This window comes from Tunturiibacter gelidiferens (assembly GCF_014201335.1).
Lineage (GTDB): Bacteria > Acidobacteriota > Terriglobia > Terriglobales > Acidobacteriaceae > Edaphobacter > Edaphobacter lichenicola_E.
On record NZ_JACHEB010000001.1, the window covers coordinates 829,400 to 853,679 of the forward strand.

Here is a 24,280-nt window from a genome sequence, read left to right on the forward strand (position 1 = left end):
ATCACTCTAAGTACGAACCATAGCCCTAAGACGGATTCTCCGGGCCTGCTAGACGGGCGCCCTGCGCGGGCAGCGGTCACTTCGTGACTCGTAATAGCTTCGCGATGTGCTCCCGTTGGTCGCAAGCTAAATTCCATGCCGACCAACGGGAGGCCTAAGAGGTGAGCTCAGCCAAGACCGGTACACAGGTCACGAAGTGACCGCCGCCCGCGCAGGGCGCCCGTCCGGCAGGACACCCGCGTTTCCCCCAGCAATGAGAAAATAGAAGCAGAATGCTCCAACTCTCAGCAGCCGGCAAACGCTTCGGCCAAAAACTCCTCTTCGAAGACGCAAACTGGCTCATCAATCCAGACGAGCGCACTGGTCTGGTCGGCGGTAACGGCACCGGCAAGTCCACACTCCTCAAAATCATCGGCGGCATCGAGTCCCTCGACTACGGCACCATCACCCGCAACAAAGGCGTCACCCTCGGCTACCTCCCGCAGGACGGCCTCGCCCTCCGCGGCCGCACCGTCTTTAGCGAGTGCCTCTCCGTCTTCGACCACCTCCACGAGCTCGAACGCGAGTCCATCGCCCTCACCACGACCATCTCCGAAGCCGACCCCAAATCAAAAGAGTACGCAGTAGCAGCCGAGCGTTACTCCGACATCGCCGACCAGCTCCACGTCCACGACATCTACAACCTCGACTCACAAGTAGGCGCCGTCCTCGGCGGCCTCGGCTTCTCCAAAGAAGACTGGGACCGCAACACCGAAGAGTTCTCCGGCGGCTGGCAGATGCGCATTGCCCTCGCCAAGCTCCTCCTCCAAAAACCCTCCCTCCTCCTCCTCGACGAGCCCACCAACCACCTCGACATCGAGTCCCGCAACTGGCTCGAGAACTATCTCCACGACTACCCCAACGCCTACATCCTCATCTCGCACGACCGCTACTTCCTCGACGTCACCGTCAATAAAACCGTCGAACTCTGGAACAAGCGAATGCACACCTACCACGGCAACTACGAGAAGTACGTCGCTCAAAAAGAAGAGCGCCGCACCCAACTCATGTCCGCCTATAAAAATCAGCGCGACCGCATCGAAGCCCTCGAAGCCTTCATCAACCGCTTCCGCGCCCAGGCCACCAAAGCCAAACAGGTCCAGTCCCGCATCAAGGAGCTCGAAAAGATCGAGCGCATCGAAGTGCCCGAAGACGAGTCCACCATCCACTTCTCCATCCCGCAGCCTCCAGCCAGCGGCCGCACCGTCATCGAAGTCAACAACCTCAAAAAGATCTACCCTACGCCAACAGGCGGCGAGAAACTCATCCTCGACGACCTCAGCTTCACCATCGAGCGCGGCGACCGCATCGCCCTCGTAGGCGCTAACGGCGCAGGCAAATCCACACTCATCCGCCTCCTCAGCCGACAGGAAGAGCCCACCGCAGGCACCATCCGCGAAGGCCACAACGTTCTCTCCGACTTTTTCGCGCAAGACCAGTACAAAGTCCTCGACCCCAACGCAGGCATGCTGGACGACATCAGCGGAGCCGCCCCCAAGGTCCCCGTCGTCGAACTCCGCTCTCTCCTCGGCTGCTTCATGTTCTCCGGCGACGACGTCTTCAAAAAACTAGGCGTCCTCTCCGGCGGCGAACGCAACCGCTATGCCATGGCCAAGATGCTCGTCTCGCCCAGCAACTTCCTCCTCCTCGACGAACCCACCAACCACCTCGACCTCCGCGCCAAAGACGTCCTCCTCGACGCCATCCGCAACTTCACCGGCACCGTCCTCTTCGTCTCGCACGACCGCTACTTCATCGACGGCCTCGCCACCCGCGTCTTCGAAGTAGAAGACCGCCGGCTTCACATCTACCCCGGCAACTACGAGGACTACCTCTGGCGCAAACAAGGCGGCCCAGAAAAAGTAACCGAGCAGATCACAAATTCTCTGGCTCCCACATCACCCACCCCAGCGTCTACATCTGTCATTTCGACCGAAGTGGAGAAACCCGCTTCCCTATCGGAACCACCACCCAACCCGATCAAACGCCTCAATCCCATCAAGCTCAAACAGCTCGAAGACCGTCTCCGTTTCGCCGAAGAAGAGATCCCACACCTGGAGTCCCTCATCTCCGAATCCGAATCCCGCCTAGGCAACTTCACCTCAGCAGAGCAGTCCCAAAAAGACGCTGCCAAACTCGACGAGCTCCGCGCAAAGCGCACAACCCTCCTCGCCGAATGGGAGGAACTCTCCCTAACCCTCGAGGAGCAGCAAACCGCCTAGCCCAAGTCAATCATCAGGGCGAGCAAGCATACAATTGCAGGACGAGGACACACATGATTTATCGAAAGATCAACATGGAACTGATCGTCATCGAAGATGAAGCCGAGGCAGTAGTCGAACAGTTGAACGCAGCCCTCGATCGCCTTGAAGCGGAGCACACGATCTTCGGCGGCGACATCGAAACTTCTCCTATCGAAGAACCGAAAGCACCAAGGAGATCCGCGCTGACACACACCATGGCTGCGGGTGAAACGGCGGCTTCGGCAGTCAAGATGGCAGGCGAAAAGGTCGTCAACGCGCTCCGAAAAGTTATCTGATCGAAATCTCAGCCAACGCTGCACCCACCGCATAAAATCTTCACGCAACTGGGAAGAACTCTCCGTAACACTAGAGGAGCGACGCCCTCCCATATTTCTCGCACATCATCAGCGCGCTGCAAGTGACAACAAAATTGCCGTGTGCTGGCGGTATATGCTTTTCGGAGTCCTTGATTCGGAGTGTCGATGTTTCTTAGCAAAGCTGTTTTAATCCCATTCGCTCTTCTTTGCCTCGGGCAGTCCTCAACCCTACGCGCCCAGTCCACTCTCGCCGCAACTCCTCCAATGGGTTGGAATAGCTGGAACCACTTCGCGGAACATGTTACCGACGCCGACGTCCGCACCGCAGCCGATCTCATGGTCTCCACTGGCATGCGCGATGCCGGCTACATCTACGTCAACGTGGACGACACCTGGCAGGGCAGCCGCGACGCCAACGGAGAGCTGCATCCCAACAGTCGCTTCCCCGACATGAAGAAGCTAGGCGACTACATCCACTCCAAAGGGCTCAAGTTCGGCATCTACTCATCGCCTGGGCCAAAGACCTGCGGAGGCTTCGAAGGCAGCTTCGGCCACGAGATCCAGGATGCACAGATGTACGCCCGCTGGGGTGTCGACTTTCTCAAATACGACCTCTGCTCCATGCAGGATCCCATGCGCGAGCTCACCGCAAAAAACAACGGCAATACAGACGCCGCCTTCAAGATGATGATCGACGCCTACCGCAAGATGGGCGACGCACTCAAAGCCACCAACCGGCCAATCCTCTATAGCCTCTGCCAGTATGGCATCGCCGAACCCTGGAAGTGGGGACCAGAAGTCGGCGCACAGATGTGGCGCACCACAGACGACATTGACGACACCTGGGGCCGCATGACCATCATCGGCCTCGAGCAAGCCGATCTCGCCCCCTTCGCCGGCCCCGGCCACTGGAACGACCCCGACATGCTCGAAGTCGGCAACGGCCACATGACCACAGACGAGTATCGAACCCACATGAGCCTCTGGGCTCTCCTCGCCGCGCCTCTGCTCGCAGGCAACGATCTCAGCAAGATGGCCCCCGAAGACAAGGGCATCCTCCTCAACAAAGAAGTCATCGCCATCGATCAGGACTCGCTCGGTAAACAGGCCACTCGCCTCTATCAGCGCGGTGACTTCTCCGTCTGGACCAAACCTCTCGCCAACGGAAAAGTAGCGGTTGGTATGTTCAACACCGCCCTGGATTCACGCGACGTAAGCCTCGACCTCACCCAGATAGGCTTTACCCAAGGAGCAACTCTCCATGACGTCTGGGAGAACAAAGATCTGGGCAGACGCAGCGGTCTCTACTCTCGCAACATTCCGAAGCACGGAGCCGCCTTACTCATCCTCAGCAAATAACGCTTTTCAATCTCACCGGTACCCGGCGGGCGGCCCGTAATCTCGAAGGAGACCGCATGATTCTGAAGCAGTACTACCTGGGCTGTCTCGCCCACGCCTCCTATCTTATTGGAGACGAGGCCAGCTCAACCGCGATCATCGTCGATCCACAACGCGACATTCAGCAATATCTCGCCGACGCCGAAAAATTCGGCCTCCAGATCCGCTCCGTCTTCTTAACTCACTTCCATGCAGACTTCATCGCCGGCCATCTCGAATTGCGCGACAGTTGCGGCGCAACCATCCATCTCGGATCTCGCGCGGCAGCGGAATATGCCTTTGTAGCGATGAAGGATGGCGACACACTAAATTTCCCCGGACTGCGGCTGCAGGTCCTCGAAACCCCGGGGCACACCATCGAATCCATCTCCATCCTGCTCTTCGATCTAGAGAAAAATCCCGCCACGCCATACGCCGTCCTCACCGGAGATACGCTCTTCATCGGCGACGTCGGCCGACCCGACCTGCGAGCTTCCCTTGGGTGGACCGCAAACCAGCTCGGCGGCCACCTCTACGACTCCCTCCACAACAAGCTAATGACCCTCCCCGACGAAACCCTGGTCTACCCTGCGCATGGCGCTGGATCGCTCTGCGGTAAAAACCTCTCCTCCGACAGCGTCTCCTCTCTCGGCGATCAACGCCGCTTCAACTACGCACTCCAGCCGATGTCAAAGAAGGAGTTCGTTCGTATCGTCACCGCCGACCAGCCCGACGCCCCGGCATACTTCATCTACGACGCGATCCTCAACACTCGCGAGCACGCGACGCTCGACAAGAATCTCGAGCAGGTTCTCCATCCGGTCGATCTCGACGAGGTCCTGTCGATGGGTTACGAGGGCGCTCATGTCCTCGACGTCCGTGATGCCGCCGAGTATGCAAAGGGCCACCTTCCCGGCAGCATCAACATCGGCTTGGGCGGCCAATATGCAACCTGGGCAGGCACAATTCTCGACCGCACCAAACCCATCGTGATCGTCGCCGAACCGGGACGAGAACAGGAAGCCGCCCTGCGCCTGGGCCGTATTGGTTTCGATCATGTCAGAGGCTATCTTTCAGGCGGCATGGAAGCGCTCGCCAACAGACCAGATTTGGTCTGGCCAACAGAACGCGTCAGCCCCCAGGCAGCAGCAGAAGAACTCGCAACAGCGGATCCGCCCGTGGTGCTCGATATCAGAAACCCTCGAGAGTGGACGACGCGTCACATCGCCGGCAGCGTAAACATTCCTCTGGGCCACTTACAAGAACGCATCGGCGAAATCCCCCGCGACCGCCGCATTGCGGTCCATTGCGCCGGAGGCTATCGCTCTTCCATCGCCGCCAGCATCCTCCACCAAAACGGAATCACGAACCTAATCGAGGTAGCAGGCGGTCTCGCCGCCTGGGAAGCCGCCAAACTCCCAGTCGTTTCGGAAGCTTAGAGTAAGCTCCAGAGCTTACGCGCAACAACTCCGCGGCCTTTACGTCGTTCTCTCAAGAGCGCGACGTCCAATGGGCCTGCATGAGTTTGTCGAAGGAACCCGCGTAGTTGCATTGGTTGTACCTGCTTAAAACCCACCTTTGGCCACAGGTATAGAATTGCCCACCCCGGGAACAACAATCTAAACCCAAACGAAAGAATGAGGTCTCCTCATGCTAAAAGAACTGATCGTCGAAGCCACAAGTAAGAGATCAGCAAGGCGCGTCCTTTCCATCGACCCCCCTGCAACAGAGGTTTCGTTTGAAGACAGCGGCCACCTTCTCGGTATTCCCACCATCGGTGTCGGCACCTATACCTCCACCATTCGTCCCGATGGCTCCATCTTCGGCCATGGCCAGGGGATCCACACGACCCAGGACGGAGACGCCATCACATGGTCGGGAACCGGTGTTGGCCACTTCGGCCCCGGCGGTTCGATAAGTTACAGGGGCATGTTGTTCTTCCGGACAGCGTCCCAAAAGCTCGCCCGCATCAACAACGCCTGCGGTGCCTTTGAATACGAGGTAGACGGAACCGGTGCCGGCGTCTCAAAGGTCTGGGAGTGGAAGTAGGGCCAGGGTCGCCAGGGCTATTCGCCCCTTTGTAATGATCGTCATCCCCATCCAGTGACTCACAATCCCATCGTGAGTCGGCGTGGCGAGACCTCGCGTTTCGCTGTTGCTGTTTCCGCATCCGGATTCTTTTTGCCTGCGATCGGGACTTGGGATAAGCGCGTCTCTCAAAAAATAAGGTTGAAAAATCTGGCGTGTTTTCGGCGCCACAAAAGTGCATGTTAATTGACCACGTTTACCACGCAATTCACCACGTTCTCACCACCCAAAAACCACGTTTTGCGCCCGCAAATTCGCAAAACCCCACCCAAAAACCACCACAAAAAATTATCTTCCCTCACGCAGCCGAGCCGCCAGCCGCTCCGGCAACCCCGCCATCAAAATCCTTCCCTGCGCCGCCGTCAGGTCATATGGCACGCGATGATAAACAATCTCCCTCGCCTCCGAGTCATAGATCACAAACGCAGCTCGCCAATCCGAATCCCGAGGCTGTCCCACCGAACCCGGATTGATCAGATGCCGCGTCCCCTCTGGAATGGCCATCTTCCAGCTCTCCGCCACATTCTTCGTCCTGAACTGCGTCTTGATCTCATGCCACTCATGGCCTTTCTGAGAGAACCCACCCTGCAAATGCGTATGCCCAAAGAACGTAATCGCAGTCGCCGCCTGCTGCAGCGGCGCCCACGCGTCCCGCATATTCAAAATGTACTGATCCTCATTCAACGGCGACCCATGCACGCAGGTCACGCCCGGTTCCTCCGGAACCACCGGTCCCTGTGGCATCGCCTTCAGCCACGCCAGATTCTCCTCGGTCAATTCTTTCTTCGTCCACTCTGCGGCAGCCCGAGCCACCGGGTTGAACCCCACCGCCGAAGTCAGTCCACAACACACCCGGTCATGGTTTCCCCGCACGTTCACCTGCGCCTTAGCCCGCATCAAGTCCACGACCTCATTCGGGCTTCCGCCATATCCCACTACATCGCCCAGGTTCCATAGCGCGTCATACGGTTCTGCTGCGGCAAGAACTGCGTTCAATGCTTCGAGGTTCCCGTGAATGTCTGAGATAACGAGCGCGCGCATGCAGTCAGATAAGGCCCCAAATGACATAAGGCCCAATCATCGAGTCTATAGACATTTACCCAATCAGGGAAATCAGGCAAGCGCCAAATACCCCGATCAAACCGAAGCCAACGGCGCCCTCCTGTCCGTCTTCATCGTCGGAGCCGAAGCCAGCAGCCTGCGCGTATAAACGTGTTGCGGCTCGCGAAACAGCCTCCCTGCCTCCGCCTGTTCCACAATCTCCCCATGCTGCATCACCGCCACCCGGTCCGCCACTTGCGATACCACCGCAAGATCATGAGAGATAAACAGCATCGCCAGACCATGCTCCCGCCGCAGCGTCTTCAGCAACTCCAGAATCTGCGCCTGTACCGTCACATCCAGCGCCGTCGTCGGCTCATCTGCAATCAGCAGCCTCGGCCGATTCACAATCGCCATCGCAATCAGAATCCTCTGCCGCTGTCCTCCAGAAAACTGGTGTGGATAGTCCTTCGCCCTGCGCTCCACATCCGGCAACCCAACCTCCTCCATTGCCTCCAGCACACGCGCCCTCACCGCCCTCCGCGCCATCTCCGGATGATGCGCCGCAACGGCCTCTGCAATCTGCGCCCCCACCGGCATCACGGGATTCAGCGCCGTCATCGGCTCCTGAAAGATCATCGCGATCTCGCGGCCCCTCCGTCTCCGCATCGCCTCCTCCGGCAACGCCAGCATATTCTCCCCATCAAACCTAATCGCCCCGCCCACCCGCGCACTCTCCGGCAGCAACCGCAGCACAGCCAGCGAAGTCGCCGACTTCCCCGACCCTGACTCTCCCACCAGCCCCAGCGTTTCCCCAGCCTTGATCTCAAACGAGATCCCGCTCACAGCCTCATGCTGTCCAAAGCCAACCGTCAGATCCCTCACCTCGAGCAACACCGCATCCATACCTTGCATGTTAGCGAACATCCTCTTTGCCCTGCGCGGGCGGCGGTCACTTCGTGACTTATATACCTATACCGGCTTCGCCCAAGGCCTCCTGTTGGTCGGCAAAAAAATCTCCTCGCGACCAACGGGAGCGCCAACGAAGGGGTACACAAGTCACGAAGTGACCGCACCGCGCGTAGCGGGCCCGGCCGGAAGGCCATCTCTTTTTCACCAAAAAGAGAAGGGATCTCTTATAGGACTTTGGCCACCAAATAGCGTCTAATCTCGATGACAGGCCTATGAGACACACCACCCAACGCATCCTATTTGCCGCCCTGATTCTCTCCTGCTCCTCCACCTGGGCTCAGATGCACAAGGTCGCCAAGCCCGAGCAGGTCGTCCGCGCCATAGGCGTCTACGAGTGGACTGGCGACTTCGCCAAGCCCACAGCCAGCCGTCTCATCCCCGTCTCTCTCTTCATCGACGGCAAGATCGAAGACGCCGGCATCTACGTCGCCCGCCCCGTACCCTTTGCCCTGCTCAGCGGAAACGTCTATGAACTCCAGACCGCAGGCATCGACAAAGGCTATCTCGACCTCTCCTTCGCGCGTCATCTCGAGGCCACCACCTCCACCGGCGACCTTGCCTTCGACGATGGCTGGTTTGGCTACGGAACCGTCAAACCTCTCGCCACGCCCAAAAAAGTCGCCGCTCTAAAACCCTCCAAGACCCTGCCGGTCCTCCATAGCTCCGCATCAGAAAACGCAAAGCCCCAAATAGCAACCAACTCCACAACAAGCACTGCCTCCAGCGACGATCCAGACCGCCCCACCATGAAACGTCGCTCCTCCGACACCTCGAGCTCCGGCACAACCACCCCATCAACGACCTCCTCGACCACGCCCACGCCATCAACAACCTCGGACGACCCTGATCGCCCAACCATGAAGCGCAGGTCAGACAGCTCGACAACCGACAGCAGCTCTGGAACCACCGCATCAACCGGAAGCACCTCCGACGACGACCCAGACCGGCCAGTCATGAAGCGCAAGTCCGACAGCTCCGACCCCTCCACCACAGCCGGCAGCACCAGCACGACGAGCACACCAGCCGACGACCCCAACCGGCCCACCATGCACCGCAGCTCCGACACTTCGACATCCACCGACACCGCATCGACAACGACCAGCTCCACCCCCTCCGACGATCCCGACCGCCCCACCCTGAAGCGGCACTCTGCCGAGGACGCCAAGCGAGCCCACGACGCCAACTCCGTCGTCGGCACAGGAGCCCTGAACGACGACCCTGACCGCCCCAATCTGCATCGCGGCAAGCCAACCAGCGCGATGACCGACTCCGATCTTCCCAAGCTCTCCGGCCTCCCGCAAAACCTCCACCAGATGGTCGCCGTCTCAGACGCCGCCAATCGCGACCCACACCCCTTCACCCTCGAATGGGACGATCCCACCCAGCACGCCGCAGTCCTCGACAAGATGCAAACCATGGCCCGCGCCCAACTCGCCGCCTACGCCAAAACCCCAGCCACCAAAGCCCCCGCTCCCACCCTAGCCGTAAAGAAAACCACAACTACAACCACCGCCACAACCCACCCCCATCACACCACCCCTGCACCCGTCCCCATACCTCTGCTCGATGAGGAGCTCAAGGCCTACACCCTCAGCTACGGCGGCGCCGCAACCTACATCTACTCCGCCCACACCGCCGGCACAGGAGCCGACCTTCGCTACGTCACCATCGTTGCGCAGGACAACGGCCTCGGCGAACTCAAACCCGCCATCCAGAACGTCACCGACTCCGCCCACCTCGACCGCACACCCCACATGCGCTTCGTCGATGTCGTCGATGTCGAGGCCAGCAACCGCGCCAGCCTTCTCTTCGAGCTGCGCGCCCAGAACGCTCGCCAGTTCGGCCTCTACCGCGTCATCGCCGCCCACTCCGAGCAAATCTTCCTCACCGGCACAACGCAATAACATTCATGCCGCCGCTCTCATTCTCAACATCTTCCGCTCACCGCTTGAACCCATCACCGTCAGAAGAGTAACGTCTTGACCAGCAGCGTTAGAAACACAGGGAGATTCCTATGCATCGCCTCTTCATCGCTCTCCTGCTCCTCCCCATTACAGCCTCGCTCGCGCAGTCTCCAGCGGTCCCCCCCACCAACTCCTCCGTCGTGCTCAGGAGCATACCCGTCGGAACCGAATGTCCCATCGGTTTCCGTGCGAACCGCCAGGCCTCTCCACAGATCCTCTCCGCAGGCGACACTGAAAAGAACACGCCAGCCCTGGGACTTCATCTCACCCTCGACCACCAAACCGCACCCGCAATCGAAAGCGTCGAGATCACCGTCTACGGTGTCTCCCCCAAAGGGCAAGTCCTTCCAACCAATCAGTGGGCCGCAGACACTGACACGCGGGACGTCATCTCCAAGTCCTTTCAGCTTCAACGCAGCGCCGGTACCGAAACCCTCAACAACGCTGACATCTGGATGCACCAGGTTGGTGCTCTTCGCTGGGTAGACCTCAACGAGGTGCGCTACACCGACGGCACCAGCTGGCGCCCATCAGGCTCCACAAAGTGCCGAGCCGTCCCCAGCAACCTAATCCTCGTCGGGCAAAAATAAAATAATCAGAAAACCCTTACAGCGGAATATTGCCATGCTTCTTGGCAGGATTCTTCTCCCGCTTCGTCGCCAGCATATCCAACGCTGAGTTCAACCGTCTGCGCGTTTCGCTCGGCCGAATCACAGCATCAATATATCCCCGCTCCGCCGCCACATAAGGATTCGCGAACCGCTCACGAAACTCCTCGACCTTATCCTTGCGAGCCTCAGCAAGAACCGCGAGCTTCTCCTCTTCCGTAAACGCCTTGCCCTGCGGCCACATCGCCTTGGCTCGACGCACGGTCAAATCCAGCTCGCGCTTATAAACAATATTCACGGCACCTTCAGGCCCCATCACCGCAATCTCCGCCGTAGGCCACGCCAGGTTCAGATCCGTCCGCAGATGTTTCGAACTCATCACGCAATACGCCCCGCCGTAGGCCTTGCGCGTAATCACCGTAAGCTTCGGCACCGTCGCCTCCGCAAACGCATACAACAGCTTCGCTCCATGCCGAATGATGCCGCCATGCTCCTGCTGAATCCCCGGCATGAACCCAGGCACATCTTCAAACGTGATGAGTGGAATATTGAACGCATCGCAGAACCGCACAAACCGCGCTCCCTTTACGCTGGCGTTGATGTCCAACACACCCGCAAGAAACGCCGGCTGATTCGCAACGATCCCCACCGGCCTCCCCGCCATCCGCGCAAACCCCACGACAATATTCCGCGCAAAGTGCTCGTGCACCTGAAAGAAATAACCATCATCCACGACGCGCGAGATCACATCCACCATGTCGTAAGGCTGGTTGCTCTCCTCCGGAATAATCGTATCGAGCGAAGCATCCGCACGTGCCGGATGATCCTGCGTCTCCCGTCGCGGCGCATCATCGAGATTATTCGACGGCAGAAAACTCAACAGCTCCCGCACCGTCGCCAGACACTCCTGATCGTCATGTGCCATAAAGTGCGCCACGCCGGAGATCTCATTGTGCGTCACCGCGCCGCCCAGTGCCTCCTTCGTCACATCCTCATGCGTCACCGTCTTGATCACGTCCGGCCCCGTCACAAACATGTAACTCGTCTTCTCGGTCATCACCGTGAAGTCCGTAATCGCCGGCGAATAAACCGCACCCCCCGCGCAAGGCCCCAGAATCGCAGAGATCTGCGGCACCACTCCACTAGCCAACGTGTTCCGCAGAAAGATATCCGTATATCCAGCGAGCGAAACCACGCCCTCCTGAATTCGCGCACCACCAGAATCATTCAGTCCAATCACCGGCGCGCCAACCCGCATCGCCATATCCATGATCTTCACTATCTTCGCCGCGTTCGCCTCCGACAGCGACCCGCCAAACACGGTAAAGTCCTGCGCAAACACAAACACCACCCGCCCATGCACCCGCCCATACCCGGTAATAAACCCATCTCCAGGCACACGCTGCTCGGCCATTCCAAAGTCGGTCGCCCGATGCGTAACAAACTTGTCCGTCTCCTCGAACGTCCCCTCATCGAGCAAAAAATCAATCCGCTCCCTGGCCGAAAGCTTGCCCGACTTCTTCTCGCGCTCCCGCCGCTCTTCGCCGCCGCCCTCTTCCGCAATGGCGTGGCGCGCTGCAAGCTCCGCAAGTTTACGTTGATGATTGAGTGACTTCGCCACAGGAATGTCTGATTGAACGGGATGCTCCGCTGCTGCCATAGAACGGAATTCTAGCAGCGCAACTCCAACGCAGTCTTTCTATCGCGAAATATCTGGACAGCATCCATCTCAAAGTGGTTTCATCGACATCCTAGGTGGGGGGTATCCGGACATGCTCAACTCAGCCGACTGTGTCGCCATGCATCTACAAGACATCACGGCAGCCGAAAACTTCTACACCAACGTAATGAAGTTCACCCTCGTGAACCGCTCCGAAATCCATCTCGAATACGACACCGGCCAATTCCGCCTCTGCATCGACAAAGAACTCAACACCCTGCCGCCGCTCCCGAACTTTACCGTGCCAGACATAGGTGCCACCAAGACAGGTCTGCTCGCAAACGGCTGCGTCATCCTCCGCGAAAGCCACAACTCCCTCAACTTCAGCGACCCCTTCGGCATCACCTACGCCGTCGTCCAGAAGTAGGAGTTGAAGCAAATAAAAGGCGAATATAATCTCCAGTACGAGCCGTGTCCGCCCCCGCCCAACCCGACCGCTTCCACTTCCTGCACATCGACCTCAACAGCTTCTTCGCGTCGGTCGAACAACAACTCCACCCCGAATATCGTGGCCGCCCACTCGCCGTGGTTCCCACCATGGCCGACACCACCTCCTGCATCGCCGCCAGCTACGAAGCCAAAGCCCTCGGGATCAAAACCGGCACCCAGGTAGGCGAAGCAAAAAAAATCTGTCCCGACATCATCCTCATCGCCGGCAACCACGCCGAGTACGCCAGATACTCTCACGAGATCGCCAAAGCCGTTGAGCTCGCCTGCCCCGTCTCCCACACCCCCTCCATCGACGAGATGGTCTGCGAACTCATCGGACGCGAGCAGGAGCCGCCCCGTGCCCGCAAGATCGCCCTCGAGATCAAACAATCCATTTACAAGAACGTCGGCGAAGCGCTCCGCTGCTCCATCGGCATGGCCCCAAACCGCTATCTCGCCAAGATCGCCAGCGACATGCAGAAGCCCGACGGTCTCATCGGTCTGCTACCCTCGCAGCTCCCGCGAGCCATCGCCCACCTCGACCTCCGTGATCTCCCCGGCGTAGGCGCACGCACCGAAGTCCGCCTCCACGCCAAGAACATCACCACCATGGAGCAGCTCCTCGCCCTCGATCGCAACGGAATGCACAAGCTCTGGGACTCCGTCTGGGGCGACCGCCTCTACCACTGGCTCCGCGGCGCTGACAGTGGCGACGACGGCGCTCCCGTCTCCTCCGGCGTCCAGAAAACCCTCGGACACTCCCACGTCCTCGGCCCCGAGCATCGCTCGCACGAGGGCTCTTGGGCTGTCGCTCACAAGCTCCTACACAAAGCCGCTATGCGCCTCCGGATGGAGAAGTTCTACACCAACTCCCTCACCGTCACCATCCGCTTCGCGCTCACCAAAGAGCAAACAGAGCGCATCAAATCCAAACGCCACACCAGCGGCATCAAGCACTCCGGCTGGGCCATGGAGGCTCGCTTCCGCGAGTGCCAGGACACTCTCACCCTCCTCGAAGCTCTTCGCGGCGTATGGGCCCAGCGCCCACAGGGCCCCGACTTCGCCAAGCCTTTCTTCGTCGGTGTCACCCTGCGCAACCTCATCCCCGAAGACGAGCACCAGCCAGAGCTCTTCGCCGACCCCAACAATCGCGCCGACCTCTCCGTCACCATGGACAAGCTCAATCTCAAGTACGGCCACACCACCCTGCACTTTGCCGGCATGCTTCCCGCCCGCGAATCCGCGCCCACCCGCATCGCGTTCACCCAGATCCCCGTTCAATACGGCGTCGACTACATGTAGCACCCAAAAGAGCAAAGGCGCCGAAGGCGCGTCAGCCTCGATGGCAGATCGCGCCGTGCGCGCAGCACGCCTTTAAATTATTAGACCAGTCACCCAAATCAATGCCCAACAACGGGCTTCTTCGCAGTAGTAATAACCACAACACTGACCAAAATAAACGCCGTCCCCAGAATCGTTCTCACCCCAAGCGCCTCGCCGCCCAAAAAATATCCCAGCACCACCGCTACCACCGGGTTTACATACGCATACGTCCCCACCTTCGTAGGCGACTCATGATGAATCAACCAGACATATGCTGTATACCCAACAATCGATCCCGCAACAATCAGATACAGCAACGCCAACCAGGCCCCACGCGAAACACTCTCCGGATGAAATCCGCGAAACTCCCCAAACGCCGCAGCAGCAACAACCAGCAGCAATCCCCCAGTCAGCATCTGCGCACCCGAGCTCATCACCTTCGACTCCGGCAGCGGCAGCACACGAGTGAGAATCGAAGCCACCGCCCAACTCAGCGATGCCACAATCAACGCAATAGCGCCCGTCGTCTCAATCGCCGCCCCACCCAGGTCAAACGAGTGGCTCATCAACACCGCCACCCCTCCAATCCCCACCAGCAGCGCCAGCGCCAGACGAACCGTCAGCTTTTGTGTCCTCAAAAAAATAATCTCAGCCAACGCCATAAACGCCGGAATCATCGCCAGCATCACCGCAGCAATCCCGGACGCAATCCGCTGCTCCGCCCAAAACAACAACCCATAGTCGAGCACAAAGATCAGCGAAGCGATCACAAGCACGGACCCCCACTGCCGCCTATTCGGCAAGTGCTCGCCCTTCGCCAGCATCCACCCAAAGAGCACAGCGCCCGCCACCACAAACCGCATCGCCGCAAACAGAAGCGGTGGGACCTCGTGCACCCCAATGCGAATCGCAAGAAACGTCGATCCCCACACAAAATAGATTATCGCGAAAGCCAACAAGGTCTTCCACGCAGGACGATCAGTAATGGCTTCCATTGCCAATTTCTACCACGCTCCCCCACCCAAAACTGTCAGTAGTCTTCAGCAGCCCGCATCCGTCACAATACCTGCATGCTCTACCGTGGTCGCCTCGCTCCATCTCCTACCGGCCTCCTCCACCTCGGCCACGCTGCTACCTTCTTGCAAGCCTTCACCGCGCCCGCGATCACAACGGCACACTCCTCCTCCGCAACGAAGACATTGACCCCCACCGCTCCAAACCCGCATACCTCGAAGCCACCCTCGAAGATCTCGCATGGCTAGGCATCGAATGGCAGCCACCCCTCATCTCGCAATCCCAACGCACCGACCTCTACCACTCCGCCTTCCATCGCCTCCTGCAACAAGGCGACATCTACCCCTGCCACTGCAGCCGAAAAGATCTCGCCCTCATGATGCACGCTCCTCACGAAGACGAAAACGACGAGCCCGTCTATGACGGCCACTGCCGCCCAACACACGCAGCACCGTCCCTGATTGAAGACCAGGCCAGCAACTACCGCTTCCGCGTATCCGACGGCGAAACCATCACCTTCACCGACCTCAACCACGGCCCACAATCCTTCACCGCCGGCAAAGACTTCGGCGACTTCCTCATCTGGCGCGGCGACAACCTCCCGAGCTATCAGCTAGCCTGCGTCGTCGACGACGCCGACACCCAAATCACCGAAGTCGTCCGCGGCGCCGATCTCCTCAAGTCCACCGCCCGCCAGATCCTGCTCCAACGCGCCCTCAACCTGCCCCAACCCAGCTACTTCCATACCCACCTCCTCCGCGACGAACACGGCCTCCGCCTAGCCAAACGCCACGACGCCCTCGCCATCCGCACCCTCCGCGCGCAAGGCCTCACTCCGTCCCAGGTCCTCTCCCTTGCAACCCAGAGCATGACATCTGTCACCTCCAACTCCTGACGCCCGACACTACTGCCGCCACATAATCCGTCGCATCATCATCCTGTAATCCAAAACAGGAGACCGATCATGCCGCTGACCGCCATCGCCTACGAGACCGCATCGCCCTCCAACAACGGTCCCCGAATCGCGTCCAAACAGCCCATCGCCACTCTCACCGGCGTCACCAAGCGCTACGGCACCGCCCTCGCCGGCAGCCTGGCATTAGACGGCCTCAACCTCGCCCTCCACCCCGGCGAGATCGTCGCCCTGCTCGGCCCCAACGGCGCCGGCAAATCCACCGCCATCAAACTCCTCCTCGGCCTCATCGCCCCCACCTCCGGCACCACCCGCGTCTTCGGCAGCGATCCCCGCGAAGCGGCCACCCGCACCCGCGTCGGCGCCATGCTTCAAGTCTCCCGCATTACCGAGATGCTCAAGGTCCGCGAGCACCTCGACCTCTTCCGCAGCTACTATCCCCGTCCGCTCCCCATCCCCGACATCCTCCGCATCGCCCAGCTCCAGGGCATCGAAGATCGCCTCTTCGGCCGGCTCAGCGGCGGCCAAAAACAGCGCGTACTCTTCGCTCTCGCCCTCTGCGGTAACCCCGATCTCATCTTCCTCGATGAGCCCACAGTCGGCATGGACATCGAAGCCCGCCGCGGCCTCTGGACGGAGATCCGCCTACTGGCAGCCATGGGCAAGACTGTCCTCCTCACCACCCACTACCTCGAAGAGGCCGACGCCCTCGCCGACCGCATCATCGTCATCAACAAAGGCCGCGTCATCTGCGAAGGAACACCAGCCGAGATCAAACGCAACAGTGGAGGCCGCCGCATCCGCCGCATCACCAGTCTCTCGGTCGCGGTCTTGCAAAGCCTAACCTCCGTCACCAACGTCGAACAAAACGGCGAAGCCACCACCGTCACAGCCACCCACGCAGAAAACGTAGTTCGCGAGATGTTACGCCGCGACGAAACCCTCAGCGGCCTCGAAATCGCCAGCCCCGCCCTCGAAGACGCCTTCCTCGCCCTCACAAAAAATTAAGCTCCAGACACAGCCGCCAAGGAGAACATCATGTCCACCTCCACCATCGCCCTTCCCGCCCCAACTAACTCCGCGCGCACCGCGCGCATCTACGGCAAAGAAGCCAAGTACGAATTCGTAAAACTCCTTCGCACCCGCACCTTCTCTCTCGCAACCATCGGCTTTCCCGTCATGTTCTACATCATCTTTGGCCTCGCCAACCGCCACGCCTTCGACGGCAGCGTCCACATGGCCAAATACATGCTCGCCGGATACGCCTGCTTCGGCCTCATCGGCGCCGCGCTCTTCGGCATTGGCGTCGGCCTCTCCTCCGACCTCGCCGCCGGATGGCTCGAACTCAAACGCGCAAGCCCCATGCCCGTCGCCGCTTATCTCTTCGCTAAGTGCGCCTCAGCCGCCGCATTCGGCCTCATCATCGTCAGCATCCTCACCACCATCGGCATCAGCTTCGGCGACGTCCATCTCACACTCACCGAGATCGCAAAAATGCTTGGCGTCACTTTGGCGGGCTCCATCAGCTTCGCCAGCATGGGCCTGCTCATCGCACTCCTTGTCCCCGCCAATGCTGCCCCCGGCATCATCAACCTCATCTATCTCCCCATGTCCTTCCTCAGCGGATTGTGGGTGCCAATCAAATTCATGCCCCACTGGCTGCAGGGCATCGCGCCTCTGCTCCCGACCTATCATCTCTCCCAAATCATGCTCAGCGTCTTCCACTACAACGACACCATGTCCCTCACAACCCACTGGAACGCGCTCATCGGCTTCACTCTGTTGATGCTCGGGTTCAGCCGCCTGATCTTCCATCGCAAAGAACAGAACGCCTGACCGCGAAAGCGGTACACTTTCGGCATCGCACGACGAGCAAGACAGAGGCGGAGACGTAGGAAAGGAACATCCATGATCTTCGGCGCACACGTAGTCCTGCACAGCAGGAACGCAGAAGCTGACCGCGCCTTCCTGCGCGACGCCCTCGGGTTTTCCTCGGTAGATGCCGGACACGGATGGCTTATCTTCGCACTCCCTCGATCTGAGGTGGCCGTCCATCCCGCCGAACAAAACAACCGGCACGAGCTCTACTTCATCTGCAACGACCTCAACGCAGAGATCGCAACTCTCAAAGAAAAGTCTGCTCTGTGTTCGCAACCCCACGAAGAACGATGGGGTTCAATCGTCAACATTCAGTTTCCAGGAGGAGGCCACATCGGCCTCTATCAACCAAAACATCCAACCGCCTTCAACGACCTATCCGACTGACACTGTAATCACACGAGCGTAAACCGCACACCGGGACCACATCTATGAAATCCCCCGACATCATGTCGAAGAAGCGCAATGAAAGATGGGCCTGGCTTTGGCTCTCCTACTCCGGCTTTCTCTTCATCAACCCCATCCTTGAACCAAGTCGCTTCCAGTGGCTGGGCACCCTCACAGTCTTCGCGATCTTCATAGGCATCTTCAAGGTCTACATCAGCGACAGGACCGAAAACCGTCCAATTCGCTACTGGCTGATCGCCGCCATCTTTCTCCTTGGGTTGGCAACTTTTCCCTGGAACGCTGGCGGATCCACCTTCTTCGTATACGCCGCTGCTTTTTTGCCCTTCGTTATCGAATCCGCCGCCAAGATCCTCTCTCTCTTTGTCGTCGAATCACTCTTCATCGTCGCCGAAGGCTTCCTCTTCAACACTCGCGGCCACCTCCTCTACATCGGATGGCCCAACGTCTTCGTCGCCATCTTCCTTCTCATCCTCATCGGCGCCGGCAACATCTTCTTTGCCGAACAGAAACGCGCCGACTGCAAGCTTCGCCTCGCCCAGGAAGAAAACGTCGCCCTGGCAGCCGTCGCCGAACGCGAACGCATCGCCCGCGACCTCCACGACGTCCTCGGACACACCCTCTCCGTCATTGTCCTCAAAGCAGAACTTGCCGGCAGAATCATCGAACGCGACCCGCAACGCGCCGCCCAGGAGATTGCCGACGTAGAAAGAACCGCCCGCACCGCCCTCAGCGAAGTCCGCGAAGCCATCGGCGGCTACCGCTCTCAAGGTCTCACCGCCGAGATGGAGCAAGCCCGCAAGACCCTCCAATCCGCGGACGTAGCTCTCTCTTGCGAATCGCCCATCCCCCAGCTTAAGGCAGCCGAAGAGACTGTTCTCTGCCTCGCCGTCCGCGAAGCCGTCACGAACATCGTCCGTCACGCACAGGCCACCCACTGCCGCATGGCCTTCACCACCTCTGACGACGGCTTCTACACCCTCCTCATCACCGACGACGGCGGACGCGCCAATCTACAGGAGGGCAACGGTCTCCGCGGCATGCGCGAACGCGTTCAATCCCTCGGCGGACGCCTCTCCATCACCGCTGATCCCGGCGTCACCCTTCGCATCGAACTCCCCCCATCCACGACGCCGCGCCCGGTCGAAGGACCCCTCGTCACCCTATGAGTCCCTCCATCCGCGTCGTCCTCGCCGAAGATCAAGCCATGGTACTCGGCGCCCTCTCCGCGCTCCTCGAACTCGAAACCGACATCTCCGTCATCGCCACCACAGCCAACGGCCGCGATGCAGCCGAAGCCGTAGGCCGTCTCAAACCAGACGTCCTCGTCACAGACATCGAGATGCCCCAGATGACCGGCCTCGAGCTCGCCGCAAGCCTCCGCACCAACCACCCCAACGTCCGCACCATCATCCTCACCACCTTCGCCCGCCCCGGCTATCTCCGCCGCGCACTCGACGCCGGCGCCCGCGGCTACCTCCTCAAAGACCGCCCCGCAAAAGAGCTTGCCGACGCCGTCCGCCGCGTCCACCGCGGCATGCGCGTCGTCGATCCCGCTCTCGCCGCCGAAGCCTGGAACGCCGAACTCGATCCCCTCACCGACCGCGAACGCCAAATCCTCCAGCGCGCAGGCGATGGCCGCAGCAGCGCCGAAATCGCCACCGAACTCCACCTCTCCGAAGGCACCGTCCGCAATTATCTCTCCGAAGCAATCGCCAAGCTAGGCGCCTCCAACCGCGTAGACGCCGCCCGCATAGCCCGCACCAAAGGGTGGCTCTAGCAACTCGTCAATTCGCTACCCTCACCCTTGCCGCCACAGCTGCCCTTGCAGTTGCTCTTGCCTTTGCCTTTCTTGTTGTCATCCCCGAAGGGGATCTACTGTTGACGTTGCTGTTGACGTTGCCGCCCTGCTGTTCCTGTCGTAGCAACAGCCACCTCCAAACAACACTAAAAACTCGTCCCTCCGGGCAACCATTTTCCATTAATACCCAAACCAAACCTCCTGCATCCGACAACACTGAACAGGAGACTCAATGAACATCCACGCCATCCGCACCACCCTCCGTACAGCCGCCCTGTGCGGCGCGGCCCTCGCACTCTCCACCGGCTGCAACAAGAAAGCCGACAACACCCTCAACTTCACCAACGCCATCAACACCTACTACAGCGCCCACCCCGCCTGCCTCTGGTCCGACCCCATTAAATTCCCCGTCCAGGCCGACACCTCCGACAACAGCAAGACCTCCGGCTATGACGCCCTCGTCGATCAGGGCCTCCTCGTCCGCACCACCGCCGAAAAGAAAAAGTTCATCATCGCCAGCAAGCAGGTCAACAACTATGACCTCTCCGACAAAGGCCGCTCCGTCTGGACAGCCGACACCACTCAACCCGGCTACGGAAACTTCTGCTACGGACACCGCAAGGTCTCCAGCATCGACAGCTCCATCCCCACCACCGACGCAGTAGGCGCCACCACCCAGATCGCCTACCACTACAACATCCCCGACGCAGCCGGATGGGCCTCCGCCGCTGAAACCCAAACCGCCTACCCGGCTCTTCAAACCGAGCTAGCCGCACCTCAAAACGCGCAGGCCACCCTCACCAACACCAGCAACGGATGGCAGGTCTCCTCCGCCAAGTCACTCAACACCTCCACGAATGCAGGCAAGATCGTCGAATAACCCGCAACAAAAAGCCGGCAGAGCATTCCTTCTCTGCCGGCTCTCTTTTCGAAACCTCACTGATCTTCGTCGTCCTCAGGCCCCGAACTTGCCGCCGCCGTCACCGCAGCATAAGACTTCATCTCATACTCACGCGGCGGCACATTTCCAGCCAGGTTCTTCACAAAATAATCCCACCTCCGCCGCGTCATGTACTGACTCGCCTCGCCATACCCATGCGCCGCATTCGGAATAATCAGCAGATCAAAATCCTTATTCGCCTTGATCAGCGCATCCACCACGAGCAACGTATTGTTCAGCGGCACATTGTTATCCATCGACCCATGCGCCAGCAGCAGCTTCCCCTTCAGATTCTTTGCCACATACTGGTTCGCCTGACTGTCATAGTTCGTAGTGCCATCCGCATTCGTCACCAGCAGCCCATTCCACTTCTCCGCCCAATCATCCTCATAGTCCCTCTGGTCATGATTCCCACTCTCCGCAATCCCGACCTTGAAGAAATCCGGGTAATGAAACATTGCCGCCGCCGTAGCATTCCCACCGCCCGAGTGCCCATACATCCCGACCTTATCAATATCGATCCACGGATACTTCGCAGCCAGCTCCTTCATTCCCGCAACCTGATCCGGAATCGTGTTGTCTCCTAGATCCCCAAAATAAAACTCATGAAACTTCTTCGACCTCCACGGCGTTCCCATCCCGTCGATACACACAACAACAAACCCCAGCTCCGCCAGCGACTGCCAATCCCGATGCGCCGCCTCAAACCCTCTCCCACCGCATGACCCCGTCTGTGGACCCGGATAAACACTATTCACAATCGGATACTTCTTCGAAGCATCGAAGTCCGTCGGCTTGAACATGTAACCGTACAAGTCCGTCTTCCCATCCCGCGCCTTCACCACGATCGGCTCCGGAGCCACCCACCCTGCAGCCACCAGCTTTGTAATATCCTGCTTGGCCACATCCATCACAACCTTGCCGTCATCATCCCGCACCACCGCCGTCTTCGGCTGCGTCACCGTCGAATACACATCGACAAAATATCTCCCATCCTCAGACACCGTCACCGCATGATCCGCATTCTCCGGCGTCAGCAGCTTCGTATCTTTCCCTGTAAACTTCACGCCGTAGAAGTGAGAAAAATAAGGGTCGCGCCCAGCCTCCTTCCCCACCGCGAGAAAATAAATCATCCGCGCCTTCTCATCGACGTGCAGTACCTGCGTTACATTCCCCTCGCCGCGCGTAATCTTATTCTTCAGAAGACCATTCGTGGCATCGTACAAATACAGCTGCCCCCATCCGTCCTCTTCGCTGAACCACAGCAGCTCATTCGTCTTCGACAGATACTTCCAGTTCACCTTCCCATTGCCGCTCTCGAAGAACTTCGGCGCAGTCTCGCTGAACATATCCAGCACTTCGCCGCTCGCAACATCCGCAATCCGCACCCACTCCTGCTTGTGATCACGCGAGGTCGAAACAAATACCAGTTTCTCGCTATCGTCGCTCCACTGCACATCATCCCACCCACTCCCACCGCGGCAACTTATGTCATCGCACAACGTCGAGCGGTGCTGGTCAGGCGCCATCTTCAACCGAATCACCTTCGCCTTATCCACATCGATGATCACCCGCTCAATCATCGTCACATCTTTATCCCCCACCAGCGGATACTTCCAGGCCTTCAGCTCCGGATGCCCATTCGTCACCGGAACCATATACATCTCGCCCGTCTTACGCTGATCCTGCTGAAACGTTGCGATCTTCTTCCCATCCGGCGACCACACCAGAATCGCCTTATCGCTCATCGTCCAGCCGGCATTATCCGTCGCATAACCAAAGTCCTTCACGCCGTCCGTCGTTAGCTGCGTCTCCTTACCTGTCGCGACATCGCGCACCCAAAGATTCCAGTCGCGAATAAACGCGGCCCTCGTCTTATCCGGAGAAAGCACGCCCTGATCGCCACCCTTGCCTCCCGGCACGATCACCTCCGTACACACCCCGGCACCGCTCAAGTCGCAGCGAAACTTACGCGCCCCATTCCCCACCACGACCGTCTTGTCGCCATCCGAAAACGCAATCTCCGACATCACCAGGTGCTGGGCATCGGCCTTCATCTTGCCGCCCGTCGCCGCAGTCAGCGCAGCCGCCAGCTTCTTCTGATCGAACGCCGCGGCCTTCGTTCCCTTCGCAGGATCGACCACCATAAACGTAATTCCATCCGGCCCATTATCGCGATACCAGAACCGCCCATCCGCCATCCAACTAGGCCGCGACACCCCGTGATACACCAGCGAATTCACGTTGTATCCCATGAACTTCTCCGCCCGCGCATAATCCTCTTTCGTAAGCTGCTTCCCCTGTGCCATCCCGCTCACAGTCAAACAGCATCCCACCGCAAACCCCGCGACCATCGACAATCGATTCTTCACAAACACGCTTCATCCCTCCGGACGCGCCCACTGATGAACTGGCTACGAATAACGCCTAGTCTACAACTCGCCGACGCTCCGGTGATATATGAAATCGCACGCGCTTGGCATCAGTCCCTGCATTCAATAAGACGCGGCGAACGGCCTGATGCCTGTCTACGCGGATATATGACTCAAAGGCTTGGAGGTTGGCTGATAACGAAGAAGCCTCTCTGCGACCAGCAGATTTGGCACCCAACAAGCCCAGGCAATAATTCGATAGCCTGTCGAAAAAGAAATTCCCGTAAGCGGCAGAAGTGGAAGGTAGATGCGGAGTGTGATCGCGGCTGCAGTGAGGGCAAAGCTTCTGATCATCCATCTGCGATGGGCGACTACCTTGCCCGAGCGAATCGTAAAGTAGCCTGCCGCCGTGAAGCCGATCCAGAAAAAACCAAGCGTCAAGAAACCCGCTGAAGATATAGCTCCGGCTTGGGCGTGAGCCGCGATAGGCAACGATGCCAACCACCCTAAAAGTACAGCACCGCAATAGATCCTTCCTATCCAGCGATGCACACCAAGCCAACGCTGTCTTAGCAGCGGAAGGAACTGCCACGGTCCACACAGCAGCGCAATGGAAGAAAAGACTGCATGAGCTATGAGCCACTTATGGCGCAACTGAAAATTCGGCAGACCTGCGGGGAAAGGAACTCTGGGCAGAGCGTACCGAAGCGATACCAAACCAACCACGGTTGCAAGAAGTGCCAGGAGCGACCAGCGCCACGAGACAACAAGTCTTGAACCCGATACCTGAGACATGAATTCCTCCCGTGTCCGTAGAACGTCTCAGTCAGCCGTTT

22 protein-coding genes are annotated in these 24,280 nt (G+C 59.2%); 16 read left to right on the forward strand and 6 right to left on the reverse strand.

The window, feature by feature from the left end; all coding sequences use genetic code 11:
• Positions 1-272: 272 nt before the first annotated feature.
• From abc-f to HDF14_RS03540, 5 genes are all read left to right on the forward strand, one after another.
• Complete coding sequence (gene abc-f, locus HDF14_RS03520; protein WP_183973525.1) at positions 273-2,261, forward strand: ribosomal protection-like ABC-F family protein; 1,989 nt, start codon at positions 273-275, stop codon at positions 2,259-2,261.
• 53 nt (positions 2,262-2,314) lie between these two features.
• Positions 2,315-2,578 (forward strand): DUF2046 domain-containing protein, encoded by a 264-nt coding sequence (locus HDF14_RS03525; protein WP_183973527.1) that lies wholly within the window; start codon positions 2,315-2,317, stop codon positions 2,576-2,578.
• Positions 2,579-2,764: 186 nt separating this feature from the next.
• Positions 2,765-3,958, forward strand: coding sequence for a glycoside hydrolase family 27 protein (locus HDF14_RS03530; protein ID WP_183973529.1), 1,194 nt, complete (start codon positions 2,765-2,767; stop codon positions 3,956-3,958).
• A 56-nt stretch (positions 3,959-4,014) separates the two neighbouring features.
• On the forward strand, positions 4,015-5,415 hold the full coding sequence (locus HDF14_RS03535; protein WP_183973531.1) for an MBL fold metallo-hydrolase: 1,401 nt from the start codon (positions 4,015-4,017) through the stop codon (positions 5,413-5,415).
• A gap of 211 nt (positions 5,416-5,626) precedes the next feature.
• Positions 5,627-6,025 (forward strand): hypothetical protein, encoded by a 399-nt coding sequence (locus tag HDF14_RS03540; protein ID WP_183973533.1) that lies wholly within the window; start codon positions 5,627-5,629, stop codon positions 6,023-6,025.
• Between the two features lie 327 nt (positions 6,026-6,352).
• Here the strand turns inward: HDF14_RS03540 and HDF14_RS03545 are convergent, their stop codons facing one another.
• Together HDF14_RS03545 and HDF14_RS03550 are read right to left on the reverse strand one after the other, a co-directional pair.
• Positions 6,353-7,105: a metallophosphoesterase family protein gene (locus HDF14_RS03545; RefSeq protein ID WP_183973535.1), complete on the reverse strand. Its 753-nt coding sequence runs from the start codon at positions 7,103-7,105 to the stop codon at positions 6,353-6,355.
• A gap of 96 nt (positions 7,106-7,201) precedes the next feature.
• Positions 7,202-8,020, reverse strand: a complete 819-nt coding sequence (locus HDF14_RS03550) for an ATP-binding cassette domain-containing protein (protein WP_406707178.1) — start codon at positions 8,018-8,020, stop codon at positions 7,202-7,204.
• 269 nt (positions 8,021-8,289) lie between these two features.
• Here HDF14_RS03550 and HDF14_RS03555 point away from each other — a divergent pair, with 269 nt between their 5' ends.
• Together HDF14_RS03555 and HDF14_RS03560 are read left to right on the forward strand one after the other, a co-directional pair.
• Positions 8,290-9,981, forward strand: a complete 1,692-nt coding sequence (locus HDF14_RS03555; RefSeq protein WP_183973537.1) for a hypothetical protein — start codon at positions 8,290-8,292, stop codon at positions 9,979-9,981.
• A 110-nt stretch (positions 9,982-10,091) separates the two neighbouring features.
• Positions 10,092-10,631, forward strand: coding sequence for a hypothetical protein (locus HDF14_RS03560; RefSeq protein ID WP_183973539.1), 540 nt, complete (start codon positions 10,092-10,094; stop codon positions 10,629-10,631).
• Positions 10,632-10,647: 16 nt separating this feature from the next.
• On the opposite strand, the gene HDF14_RS03565 is transcribed toward HDF14_RS03560, so the two are convergent.
• Positions 10,648-12,309, reverse strand: a complete 1,662-nt coding sequence (locus tag HDF14_RS03565; RefSeq protein WP_183973541.1) for an acyl-CoA carboxylase subunit beta — start codon at positions 12,307-12,309, stop codon at positions 10,648-10,650.
• Between the two features lie 112 nt (positions 12,310-12,421).
• Here HDF14_RS03565 and HDF14_RS03570 point away from each other — a divergent pair, with 112 nt between their 5' ends.
• Both HDF14_RS03570 and HDF14_RS03575 read left to right on the forward strand, forming a co-directional pair.
• The gene (locus tag HDF14_RS03570) at positions 12,422-12,736 is read left to right on the forward strand and encodes a VOC family protein (protein ID WP_183973543.1); all 315 of its coding nucleotides are present in this window, start codon (positions 12,422-12,424) and stop codon (positions 12,734-12,736) included.
• Between the two features lie 44 nt (positions 12,737-12,780).
• The gene (locus HDF14_RS03575) at positions 12,781-14,100 is read left to right on the forward strand and encodes a Y-family DNA polymerase (protein WP_183973545.1); all 1,320 of its coding nucleotides are present in this window, start codon (positions 12,781-12,783) and stop codon (positions 14,098-14,100) included.
• Positions 14,101-14,198: 98 nt separating this feature from the next.
• On the opposite strand, the gene HDF14_RS03580 is transcribed toward HDF14_RS03575, so the two are convergent.
• Entirely contained in the window at positions 14,199-15,116 is a 918-nt protein-coding gene (locus HDF14_RS03580; RefSeq protein WP_183973547.1) for an EamA family transporter, read from the reverse strand.
• On the opposite strand from HDF14_RS03580, the gene HDF14_RS03585 reads away from it, so the two are divergent.
• From HDF14_RS03585 to HDF14_RS03615, 7 genes are all read left to right on the forward strand, one after another.
• Positions 15,116-16,030 (forward strand): glutamate--tRNA ligase family protein, encoded by a 915-nt coding sequence (locus HDF14_RS03585; RefSeq protein ID WP_260697978.1) that lies wholly within the window; start codon positions 15,116-15,118, stop codon positions 16,028-16,030. The two genes, HDF14_RS03580 and HDF14_RS03585, sit on opposite strands and share 1 nt — an antisense overlap.
• 69 nt (positions 16,031-16,099) lie before the next feature.
• Entirely contained in the window at positions 16,100-17,056 is a 957-nt protein-coding gene (locus HDF14_RS03590; RefSeq protein WP_183973549.1) for an ABC transporter ATP-binding protein, read from the forward strand.
• 30 nt (positions 17,057-17,086) lie between these two features.
• Entirely contained in the window at positions 17,087-17,884 is a 798-nt protein-coding gene (locus HDF14_RS03595) for an ABC transporter permease (RefSeq protein ID WP_183973551.1), read from the forward strand.
• A gap of 72 nt (positions 17,885-17,956) precedes the next feature.
• The gene (locus HDF14_RS03600) at positions 17,957-18,313 is read left to right on the forward strand and encodes a VOC family protein (protein WP_183973553.1); all 357 of its coding nucleotides are present in this window, start codon (positions 17,957-17,959) and stop codon (positions 18,311-18,313) included.
• 44 nt (positions 18,314-18,357) lie between these two features.
• The gene (locus HDF14_RS03605; protein WP_183973556.1) at positions 18,358-19,500 is read left to right on the forward strand and encodes a sensor histidine kinase; all 1,143 of its coding nucleotides are present in this window, start codon (positions 18,358-18,360) and stop codon (positions 19,498-19,500) included.
• A complete protein-coding gene (locus tag HDF14_RS03610) occupies positions 19,497-20,111 on the forward strand; it encodes a response regulator transcription factor (protein ID WP_183973558.1) in 615 nt (204 codons plus the stop codon). Before HDF14_RS03605 ends, HDF14_RS03610 begins: the two co-directional genes overlap by 4 nt.
• A 253-nt stretch (positions 20,112-20,364) precedes the next feature.
• Entirely contained in the window at positions 20,365-21,012 is a 648-nt protein-coding gene (locus HDF14_RS03615; RefSeq protein ID WP_183973560.1) for a hypothetical protein, read from the forward strand.
• Between the two features lie 56 nt (positions 21,013-21,068).
• On the opposite strand, the gene HDF14_RS03620 is transcribed toward HDF14_RS03615, so the two are convergent.
• Both HDF14_RS03620 and HDF14_RS03625 read right to left on the reverse strand, forming a co-directional pair.
• Positions 21,069-23,450: a S9 family peptidase gene (locus tag HDF14_RS03620; protein WP_313899472.1), complete on the reverse strand. Its 2,382-nt coding sequence runs from the start codon at positions 23,448-23,450 to the stop codon at positions 21,069-21,071.
• Positions 23,451-23,600: 150 nt separating this feature from the next.
• The gene (locus HDF14_RS03625; protein WP_183973562.1) at positions 23,601-24,239 is read right to left on the reverse strand and encodes a DUF2306 domain-containing protein; all 639 of its coding nucleotides are present in this window, start codon (positions 24,237-24,239) and stop codon (positions 23,601-23,603) included.
• Positions 24,240-24,280: the final 41 nt, after the last annotated feature.